This is a genomic window from Bradyrhizobium sp. (assembly GCF_019244115.1).
In the GTDB taxonomy this organism is placed as follows: domain Bacteria; phylum Pseudomonadota; class Alphaproteobacteria; order Rhizobiales; family Xanthobacteraceae; genus Bradyrhizobium.
On the sequence record NZ_JAFATE010000442.1, the window covers coordinates 1 to 8,670 of the forward strand.

Sequence of the window (8,670 nt, forward strand, 5' to 3'; positions counted from 1 at the left end):
CATCTGAAGAGCCGCTACATCGACAGCGGCCGCTTTCCCGGGACGCAGCTGCTCGTCTATCGGCGCGGCAAGGTGGCGCATTCCTCCTCGCAGGGTCTTGCCGACATCGAGCGCAACGTGCCGGTGCGGGACGACACCATCTATCGCATCTACTCGATGACCAAGCCGATCACCTCGGTTGCCTTCATGATGCTGGTCGAGGAAGGGCGCGTCGCAATCGACGAGCCGGTGCACCGCTATATTCCGGAATGGAAGAATCTCGGCGTGTTCGTCGCCGGCACAAATCCCGCCTTCCTGACCCGGCCGCCGTCGCGGCCGATGCAGATCGTCGACCTCCTGCGGCACACCTCGGGGCTCACCTACGGCTTCCAGCAGCGCTCCAACGTGGACGCAGCGTATCGCGAGAAAAAGATCGGCGAAGTGGAAAAGGCCGGAACGCTACAGTCCATGGTCGAGGATCTGGTCAAAATTCCGCTGGAATTCTCGCCCGGAGAGGCCTGGAATTATTCGGTCTCAACCGACGTGATCGGCTACCTGATCGAAAAGATCGCGGACAAACCATTCGAACAGTTTTTGAAGGACCGCATCTTCGATCCGTTGGGCATGAAGGACACCGACTTCCACGTGCCCGCCGACAAGGCACACCGTCTCGCGGCCTGCTATTCGGCGGACCCGCAGGGCGGCATGACTTTCCACGCGGGGACCCGCAGGGAAGGCCTGACCTTGCAGGACGATCCGAAGACCAGCTCCTTCCTGTCTCCGCCTTCGCTGATTTCGGGCGGCGGCGGGCTGTGCTCGACCACCGCGGACTATCTCAGCTTCTGCCGCGCGCTGATCAATGGCGGCGAACTCGCAGGCGTCCGACTGCTCGGACCGAAGACGCTGAAGCTGATGACGTCGAACCATCTGCCCGGCGGCCTCGACCTGCCCGGCCTGTCGCGATCGCTGTTCAGCGAAGCCACCTATCACGGGATCGGGTTTGGCCTCGGCTTCTCGGTGACCATGGAGCCGGCGAAGACGCTGATTGCCGGCAGCGCCGGCGAATATTCCTGGGGGGGCGCGGCGACGACCTCGTTCTGGATCGACCCGGCCGAGGAGTTGATCACGATCTTCATGACCCAGGTGCTTCCGTCGAGCGCCTATCCGCTGCGGCGGGAACTGCGCACCATGGTCTATGCCGCGATCACGGAGAGCAATCTCTGACGCCGGACCGGCAGGCGCCGAAAGGCTTGGCGAAATTCGTGTAACTCACCTATGGTTGCGCCGGCCAAGGCTCGTTCCCAAACGTTGCGGAATCAGGACCGTTGCTGCGAGCTTCCTGTTTCTTCCCGGGGTCAGGCGTCTGCGATCGGAGCCTTTGCGATCAGAGCTTTTGCGGTTCATCTTGGTGGGTGCGCGATGAACGGCGACCTTCAGCGACGGGACGGCGCCAAGCCGCAGGCCTCTCTTCCCGTGCGGCTCGGACTTCTCGTCGCCGGCACCACGCTGCCGCTCATCATCTTCGCCGCGGGAATCGTCCTGCACAGTTACGCCCAGGACCGCGAGGACGCGACCCAGCGCGTGCTCGAGACCGTACGCAGCCTTCGTCTGGTGCTCGACGCCGAGATGCAACGGATGACCGGTGGCCTGCAGGTGCTGGCGTTGACCGACCGCTTGCGCGACGGCGACTTCGATGGCTTTCGCGACATGGCTCTCAGTTTTCTCGACCAGTACGGCAAGGACGGCGTCATCCTGGTCGCAGACCGCGACGGTCGTCAGCTGTTTTCCTCGGTCACGCAGGACACCGCGAACCTGCCCCCACGCAACAACCGCGAGATCGTCGGGCGCGTCTTCGCGAGCAAGAAGCCTCAATATTCGAACCTGTTTCTCGGCGCGGTCAAGAAGACGATGATCGTGACGGTCGAGGTGCCGGTGTTTCGCGATGGCGAGGTGATCTACGACATCTCCTTCAGCCCGCCGATCGCGGTCTTTCAGGGCATTTTTGAGAAGCAGCGGCCGAGCGCTGACTGGACGCTCTCACTGCTGGATGAGACCGGCATTGTCTTTGCACGCGTACCAAACCCCGAAGCCACCGTCGGCAAGCGCGCCACGCCGTCCGTCCTCGAGGAGATGCTGCGGCGGCCCGAGGCGATCCTGCCCACGGTCTCGCTCGAAGGCGTGCCGCTGATGTCGGGCTTTGCGCACTCCTCGATCACGGGGTGGATCATCGGCGCGGGCATCTCGGAGCGCTCGCTGGTCGCGCCGTTGTGGCGCAACCTGGCGATCACCTCGGTGATTGGCGTCGTCCTGCTGCTGATCGGCCTCTCCTTCGCGGTCAGAATGGCGACCACCATCGCGCGCGGCGAGACCCTGCAGAATCTGCTGGTCGAGGAGCTCAACCATCGGGTCAAGAACACGCTGGCAATTCTGCAGGCGATCGCCATGCAGACGTTTCGCACTGCGAGCCGGGTTGAACGGGAGAAGTTCGAAGGCCGGCTCGGCGCGCTCGCCGAAGCCCACAACCTGCTCAGCCGGGAGAAATGGCAGGGCTCGGATCTCAATGACGTGGTCAGCCGCGTGCTGCAGCCCTATCTCATGACGAGCGGCGACCGCATCAAGGTGTCGGGCCCCAAGGTCCCGCTGTCGCCGCGCCGGGCCGTCGTGCTGTCGATGATCCTGCACGAGATCGCCACCAATGCCGCGAAGTATGGCGCGCTGTCGAACGACACTGGCAGCGTCAGGCTCGAATGGGAGGTCTTGCGCGAGGCCGGCGCGGCGCAGCTGCGGCTGATCTGGACCGAGACCGGCGGCCCTCCGGTCATCGCCCCTGTGCAGCGCGGTTTCGGCTCACGCCTGATTGAGCGCAGCGCACGCGATCAGCTCGGCGGCGAGGCGACGGTCGACTTTCTGCCGCCTGGCGTGGTCTATACCGTGACAGTGCCGCTCGGCGAGAAGCGCTCCAACTAGCCAAAGCTCTGCAGCGACGGGAATGTCTCCAGCAGCCAGATGCTCACTGACGACACTGCGCCGGTCAAGAATCCGATGCCGGTGACGATCATCAACACGCCCATCCCCCGCTCGACATTGACGAGATGGCCCTTCATCCGCGCGAACACCGCGGAAAACTGCTCAACCATGAAGGCGGCGATCAGGAATGGGATTCCGAGCCCCGCGGAATAGACCGCGAGCAGGCCGGCGCCCTTGGCGACGGTGGCCTCCGCCGCGGCGATCGACAGGATCGCCGCCAGAATGGGTCCGATGCACGGCGTCCAGCCGAACGCAAAGGCAAGCCCCATGACATAGGCGCCCCACAAGCCGACCGGCCTCGGGATTGGCAGCCGGCCGTCGCGCATCAGAAGCGAGATCCGCGTCAGCCCGAGGAAGTGCAGCCCCATGACGATGATCACGATGCCGGCGACGATCGCGAGCTCCGCGGAATAGGCGTGGATCCATTGGCCGACCAGCGAAGCGCTGGCGCCGAGCATCACGAAGACCGTTGCGAAGCCCAACACGAACAGCGCCGCCGAAATCATCACCGCGCGCCTGGAGGCGGCGATCGTCTCCTCATTCTCGACATGCTCGATCGTCGCGCCGGTCAGATAGATCAGATAAGGCGGGACCAGGGGCAGCACGCAAGGCGACAGAAAACTGACCAGGCCGGCGATCAACGCTGCCGGGATCGAGACGTTTTGAATCATGTATTTATCGCCATGTCCTCAAGGGCTGGTCCGAGCGCAGATGGCCGATACAAGCCCGTCCTGATGTAACGGATGCACGGAAATGCGCAACCAATGGGACCGAAAGGAAGCTGGCGCAGACGCCTCCGCTGCGGACACATCTTGCCCCGGGGCGATCACAAATGCGGCACTGCGGCGACGCGATGGCGACGGGCGGATCTACTTGACTAGCCGCAGCAGCGGACGACGCCGGTGGCCGTGCGCCGATTTCAATTCACGCGGCCGTTCCTCATCCTCGACCCTCATGGTCATCTCGTCGCAGAGCGCCCTGAGTTCCATCTCGTCGATCCCGTTGAGCTTCATGCGAAGTTCGAGGATGGCGACCGATACGAGTTCGGCCGTCTCGCGGCTATTGCGGGCAAGAAGAGCTGCCCGGCATTCTTCAAGCTTTCCCAGAACCGAAAGCATGTGCTCGTCCAAATTAGTCACCGGCGTACTTTCCATCCACTGACTTGCATGGTCCGGCCAACACGATGCCCCCACGGTTTGGCTCTGCAACGCGGCGAACCCAGTGGCGAGCCTAGCACGATCGGCGCACCTGTTCGAAGGGGCTTTCGCGGTATTTTACGTCCCGCCGACTGGGACTTTTGCCAGTAGCATGCTGCGACGCAAAACTCGAAGGCTGTGAATCGCCGGGGGCGTCGGCGGGCAAGATGAGTCCCCCGCAGGATCTCAAAGCCCAACTACCGGTTGTTGTCTCCAAGAACAACCACATTAACACTCGGTGGGAAAATGCTACCCCTTGCGAAAACGAGCGATCAACTGGGTATTTGAATGCGGCTTTCCTGCAACGCTCGCGCCGTAAATCAACGGACACATCCTGTCCGGGTAGGGTTACTTCCATTCACTCGTAAAATAGCCGTGGTTTAAGGTCGAATTCCCACACACACACCAACCTAAACAGGTGTATATGGGTGAACCCCTGACCCAACTGATCAGGGGGATATTCGACTGAAGGACGGTAACACTAGGATGAACAAATCAACGGCAAAGAAGATGAAGCAGCGCAGTGCCGGCAAGTCCGACATTGAGCTCGGGAAGCGGATCCGGCTTCGCCGCGTCGAGCAGAAGATCTCGCAGGCAGAACTTGGCGAAAAGCTTGGCGTCAGTTTCCAGCAGGTGCAGAAGTACGAGAAAGGCGTGAACCGTGTCGGCGCCGCGCGTTTGCAGCAGATCGCTGGCGCGCTCGACGTACCCGTCACCTTTTTCTACGACGGCGACAGCAAAGCACGCGAGGTCGAGAGCCTGCTGTTCCTGGACAGCGCATTCAGCCTCAGGTTGCTGCGCGCGTATAGCAAGATCAAGGATCAGACTGTACAGCGTCAGCTTGTATCCCTGATGGAATCGATCGCCGCCAACGAAGAGTAAGGACTGCAAGCGACCCTCGCCGGGTTGCGGTCGCCGCGCTTCTGATCGATCACTTTACCGGATCGTCCGGTCTCAACGAATGCTGCGCCAGACCACACGCTGGTCGGGGCGGGAAGATAGCTGCCTGCCGTCATAGAAAGTGGCGGTCCCGGCAGTCATGCAAGCCCCGAACCCGCAGGGCGGCGCGCGTTGCCATCCGCATTTCGCCGAAATGTATTCCGTCGAGGCGACACCGGCATCGACTTGACTGTCGGCTTTTGGCGAACCCCGTCGCCACGCCGATATTCCTGCCTACCTCTAAACTATTTCTGACCTTTTCCAATCATTTCTTTTCGCACCGATCGGAGCGGTCGCGAGCGATGTGGGCGCGGCTTGCCGCGCAGAGGACGCGTCAAGACAAATGGTGGGAGCCAAATCCGTTCCGACTTGCTCGAAACGAAATGGCCTTCAGGCGATCTGCTCTCACAGCGCGATCTCGCGAAGGATCGGCACGCGGCGGACATCTGCTAGACCCGGGAGCATGTCATCTAGAAAATCGCTGCGCACCGACGGCAGCGAGCTCCGACGGCTCATTCCGGCATGACGCCCGATCTCTTGACGATGTCGGCCCAGCGATCGACTTCGCGCCGGATGTAGGCCGCATAGCTGTCCGGCGTCGACCAGGTGAGCGGTTCGAGCGCCATCGCAGTAAGCTTGCCCTGGGTCGCCGGATCAGCAAACAGCTTTGCGATCTGTTCGGCCAATTGATCGACGGTCGCGCGCGGCGTCCCGGCGGGCGCCATGACGCCCTGCCAGGCCACGAGTTCGAACCCTTTCAGCCCGGCCTCGGCGAGCGTTGGAACATCGGGCGCCGCGGCAACGCGTTTCGCGGTCGTGACGCCCAGCACCCTGAGCTGGCCGCCGCGAATCTGCTGCAGCGCCGCCTGCAGGTCGACCACCATGAACGCGACATGCCCGGCGGCAACATCGAGCATCGCCGGAACGCTGCCCCGGTAGGGAATGTGGCGAATGTCGATCCCGGCGGCCGTCCTCAGCATTTCCGCACCAAGATGCTGAGGACTGCCGTTGCCAGCCGAACCATAGCTGAGCCCCGGCTTCGCCTTGGCATAAGCGATGAACTCCGCCAGCGACTTGACGGGAATATTGGGATTGATGACCAGCGCGAATGGAACGGCTGCCACCAGCGCGATCGGAGCAAAGTCCTTGACCGGATCGTAGGGCAGCTTGCGGTACAGACTCTTGTTGATCGCAAGTGTGGTGGACGTCGCCATCAGCAGTGTATTGCCATCAGGCTCGGCCCTGGCGACCAGTTCGGCGGCGAGCGTGGTGCCGGCGCCGGGCTTGTTCTCGACGATGACGGTGGCGGAAAAGGCGGACGTGAGCTGCTCGGCGATCATGCGGCCGAGCAGATCGGTCGTGCCGCCCGCCGGATAGGGCACGACGATCCTGATGGTCCTGCCGGAGCGGCTCCCCTGCGCCCAAGCCTGTCCTGCGGCGTGGCCGGCGATCCCGCCGCACAGCGCGGCGACAGCCTCCCGGCGTGTCAACGGCATGCACTCTCCCCCATTGCGCCGTGTCGTCATGCGACGACGGCGCCCCACCACGCGTATGGCGCGTCTGACATTCGCTACGGTCCATCTGCGAGTCCGGTCAGCGAATCTCAGATACAAGCCACACGAGAATCCTTGAAGCCTGCTGGTGTCCCGGTTCTGACATGCGCAAACGAGCCGCTGCGGAATGGCACGAACGTCAGAACCGGGACACCTCAAACCAGATTAGCGGTTGCGGCGACAGAGCAAAGGCCTAAGTTCACCGCTTCTTATCGCACCGCAAAACGCCGCACCGGCAATTTCGCCGGCTCGCTATCTCCTCCTCGCTGAATTTCTTCAATCCGCAAGTTGCACGCAAAGGGCCAAATCATGCGAAAGGATCACGATGGCTGCCATCGCTGCTCGCGCATCGACAATGTACGCGATCTCGCCGCCTGGCTGCTGCAGCAGGAATTACAAAAGTGGAATCGCGCTGCCCTCGATGCCGCGATAGGAGCATCGCCGAATGCCGATCGATCGAGCGGGCGCGCCTTGATCGACGCCACTTCTGCGTGCAACTTCAGAAGGTATAACCCACCCCGCTAGGTGCGTGGCACTTTGCATCCCGACCGCCGGTTGCGACAAACATGCCGAACATCCCTGATTTTAGCGGGCGCCGGGCGCAGCGCCGCTGTGTCTGCTCGACTTGGTCCCATCGCGCACGCGACGCTCGCATCGGCTTCAGCTGAACCGATGTTCAGCAAGATTAAATCGCAGCACTGCGACGACATGTGCGGCAACCAACGACATCCGCTGACGTTGATGGACCATCCAAAGGAGGGAGACATCCATGAGACTGAAAGCTCTCGTTGTCGGCCTTGCTGCCCTCGGCGCCACCGCGCTGACGACCGGCGCGTCGGCCATGCCGAACGGCCTTCCGCAGGCGGGCCAGATCGCCGGGCAGACCGCGAACGTCGACCAGGTGCGCTGGGTCTGCACCGCCTGGGGCCGCTGCTGGCATCGGCCAAACTTCTACGGCGCCTATGGCTATTACGGCTATCACAGGCCATGGGGCTGGCACCGCTGGCACCGTTGGTGATCGGTCGCGAGGGGGGTTCGGCCCCCTCTTCTTTGTTTCCCGTTCAGCCTATAGAGCCGCGAGCACCGCGTTGGCGACATCGGCGGTCCCATTGCCGCCGCCGAACTCGAACGGCTTGATGCCGGCAGCATAGATCTGATCGACCGCGCGCGTGATGCGCTCGGAGGCTTCCGCCGCCTGCTCCAGGCCATGCCTCTCGGCGAGCCAGTCCAGCATCATGGCAGCCGAGAGGATCATCGCGGTCGGGTTGGCCTTGCCCTGCCCCATGATGTCGGGCGCGGTGCCGTGGCATGGCTGGAACACCGCATGGCGATCGCCGATATCGGCCGACGGCACCATGCCCATGCCGCCGATCAGGCCGGCGGCGAGGTCGGACAGGATGTCGCCGAACATGTTCTCGGTCACCAGCACGTCGAAATCCCAGGGACGCTTCACCAGCATCAAGGCGCAGGCATCGATATAGAGCCGCTCCGGCGTCACGGCTGGATGACGTGAAGCGATCTCGTCGAAGATCTCACGAAAGAACGCGAAGGCCTTGAAGACATTGGCCTTGTCGACGCAGGTCAAGGTACCGGATCGGCCCCGCGCCCGACGCCGCTCGGCAAGCTTGAAGGAGAACTTGAACAGGCGCTCGGAGGTGTTGCGGGTGATGACGAGTGTCTCGCGCGCTTCATCCTTGGTGACGACACCCTTGCCCATCGAGGCGAACAGGCCTTCGGTGGATTCGCGGATCACGACGAGGTCGATGCCTTTGGCCCCGGCGCCGACGATCGGGCTCGGCACGCCCGGGATCAGCCGCGCCGGCCGCACCCCGGCGTAGAGATCGAAATGGAAGCGCAGCTCGATCTGCGGCGCGATCTCGGTGTTGTCAGGATACCGCACCGCGGGCAGCCCGCAGGCGCCGAGCAAAATCGCGTCGGCCTGCTCGCACATCCGGATGGTGGTCTCCGGCAGCGAG

The 8,670-nt window shown here is 63.0% G+C and carries 8 protein-coding genes; 4 read left to right on the forward strand and 4 right to left on the reverse strand.

Features of this window, described 5'->3' with window-relative positions; genetic code table 11:
• The coding region (locus tag JOZ76_RS19440; RefSeq protein ID WP_291700912.1) for a serine hydrolase domain-containing protein at positions 1-1,203 on the forward strand (1,203 nt) is incomplete at its 5' end.
• Positions 1,204-1,398: 195 nt separating this feature from the next.
• A complete protein-coding gene (locus JOZ76_RS19445) occupies positions 1,399-2,946 on the forward strand; it encodes a sensor histidine kinase (protein WP_291700914.1) in 1,548 nt (515 codons plus the stop codon).
• Here the strand turns inward: JOZ76_RS19445 and JOZ76_RS19450 are convergent.
• Positions 2,943-3,677: a cytochrome c biogenesis CcdA family protein gene (locus tag JOZ76_RS19450; RefSeq protein WP_291700916.1), complete on the reverse strand. Its 735-nt coding sequence runs from the start codon at positions 3,675-3,677 to the stop codon at positions 2,943-2,945. The genes JOZ76_RS19445 and JOZ76_RS19450 overlap by 4 nt on opposite strands.
• A 198-nt stretch (positions 3,678-3,875) precedes the next feature.
• On the reverse strand, positions 3,876-4,160 hold the full coding sequence (locus JOZ76_RS19455) for a hypothetical protein (protein ID WP_291700918.1): 285 nt from the start codon (positions 4,158-4,160) through the stop codon (positions 3,876-3,878).
• Between the two features lie 528 nt (positions 4,161-4,688).
• Here JOZ76_RS19455 and JOZ76_RS19460 point away from each other — a divergent pair.
• Positions 4,689-5,084, forward strand: a complete 396-nt coding sequence (locus JOZ76_RS19460; protein WP_291700920.1) for a helix-turn-helix domain-containing protein — start codon at positions 4,689-4,691, stop codon at positions 5,082-5,084.
• A 569-nt stretch (positions 5,085-5,653) separates the two neighbouring features.
• Here JOZ76_RS19460 and JOZ76_RS19465 read toward each other — a convergent pair.
• The gene (locus JOZ76_RS19465; RefSeq protein WP_291700921.1) at positions 5,654-6,637 is read right to left on the reverse strand and encodes a Bug family tripartite tricarboxylate transporter substrate binding protein; all 984 of its coding nucleotides are present in this window, start codon (positions 6,635-6,637) and stop codon (positions 5,654-5,656) included.
• Positions 6,638-7,463: 826 nt separating this feature from the next.
• Here JOZ76_RS19465 and JOZ76_RS19470 point away from each other — a divergent pair.
• Positions 7,464-7,712, forward strand: coding sequence for a hypothetical protein (locus tag JOZ76_RS19470; protein ID WP_291700928.1), 249 nt, complete (start codon positions 7,464-7,466; stop codon positions 7,710-7,712).
• 48 nt (positions 7,713-7,760) lie between these two features.
• Here JOZ76_RS19470 and JOZ76_RS19475 read toward each other — a convergent pair.
• Positions 7,761-8,670, reverse strand: a 910-nt coding sequence (locus tag JOZ76_RS19475) for an isocitrate/isopropylmalate dehydrogenase family protein (RefSeq protein WP_291700930.1), incomplete at its 5' end; no start/stop codon positions are given.

Coding starts and splice junctions, on each gene's coding strand:
- JOZ76_RS19445 (WP_291700914.1), top strand. CDS start 1,399: ATGAACGGCGACCTTCAGCGACGGGACGGCGCCAAGCCGCAGGCCTCT.
- JOZ76_RS19450 (WP_291700916.1), bottom strand. CDS start 3,677: ATGATTCAAAACGTCTCGATCCCGGCAGCGTTGATCGCCGGCCTGGTC.
- JOZ76_RS19455 (WP_291700918.1), bottom strand. CDS start 4,160: ATGGAAAGTACGCCGGTGACTAATTTGGACGAGCACATGCTTTCGGTT.
- JOZ76_RS19460 (WP_291700920.1), top strand. CDS start 4,689: ATGAACAAATCAACGGCAAAGAAGATGAAGCAGCGCAGTGCCGGCAAG.
- JOZ76_RS19465 (WP_291700921.1), bottom strand. CDS start 6,637: ATGCCGTTGACACGCCGGGAGGCTGTCGCCGCGCTGTGCGGCGGGATC.
- JOZ76_RS19470 (WP_291700928.1), top strand. CDS start 7,464: ATGAGACTGAAAGCTCTCGTTGTCGGCCTTGCTGCCCTCGGCGCCACC.